At 50.0% G+C, this 476-nt stretch carries 1 protein-coding gene; it reads right to left on the bottom strand.

Annotated elements, in window-relative coordinates; genetic code table 11:
* Positions 1–476: mucin-binding protein (locus FD02_RS11285; protein WP_191980322.1), on the bottom strand; the 476-nt coding region annotated here is incomplete at both ends.

The raw sequence follows: 476 nt of genomic DNA, 5'->3' as shown, positions 1-476 counted from the left end.
GCGGTTTGGTCATTGCCAGTATAGGTGACCGTTACATCTTGTGGATTGGTTGGTTTAACAGTGCCCGCAGTTAATGCCACTGCAGGAGCCGTCGACGGATTAGCGGTGTAACCGGCAATTAAAGGGCTCGTGACTTCATCGAAGCCACCTTGTGGCGTATACGTCGTCACGTTAGTGACTTCGTCTGTCGCAGTGTCATATGTGACGGTCTGTGGTTTGTCCGAAGCGGCTTGTGAACCGCCAACATAGACATAATGAATCGTCCGCTTGGTAGTGATAGTACCGTTATCAATCACATGCGTCAGGTGGATGGTTACCCCATCGGTATCTGTAGTAAAGGTGACGGTACCATGATCTGCTTGATTATCAGCTAATTTGTAGCCATCAGGCACAGTGGCGGTCCATTTAGCAGTGCCGCCAGTTTTCCCACTCAATTTTTGAGTGTTACCAACCTGCGCACCGTCTGCGTCATCATC

The sequence above is a fragment of the Lacticaseibacillus nasuensis JCM 17158 genome (assembly GCF_001434705.1).
Classification (GTDB): Bacteria; Bacillota; Bacilli; order Lactobacillales; family Lactobacillaceae; genus Lacticaseibacillus; species Lacticaseibacillus nasuensis.
Note: the sequence above shows the minus strand (reverse complement) of the source record. Positions and strands in the feature narration are given on the sequence as shown.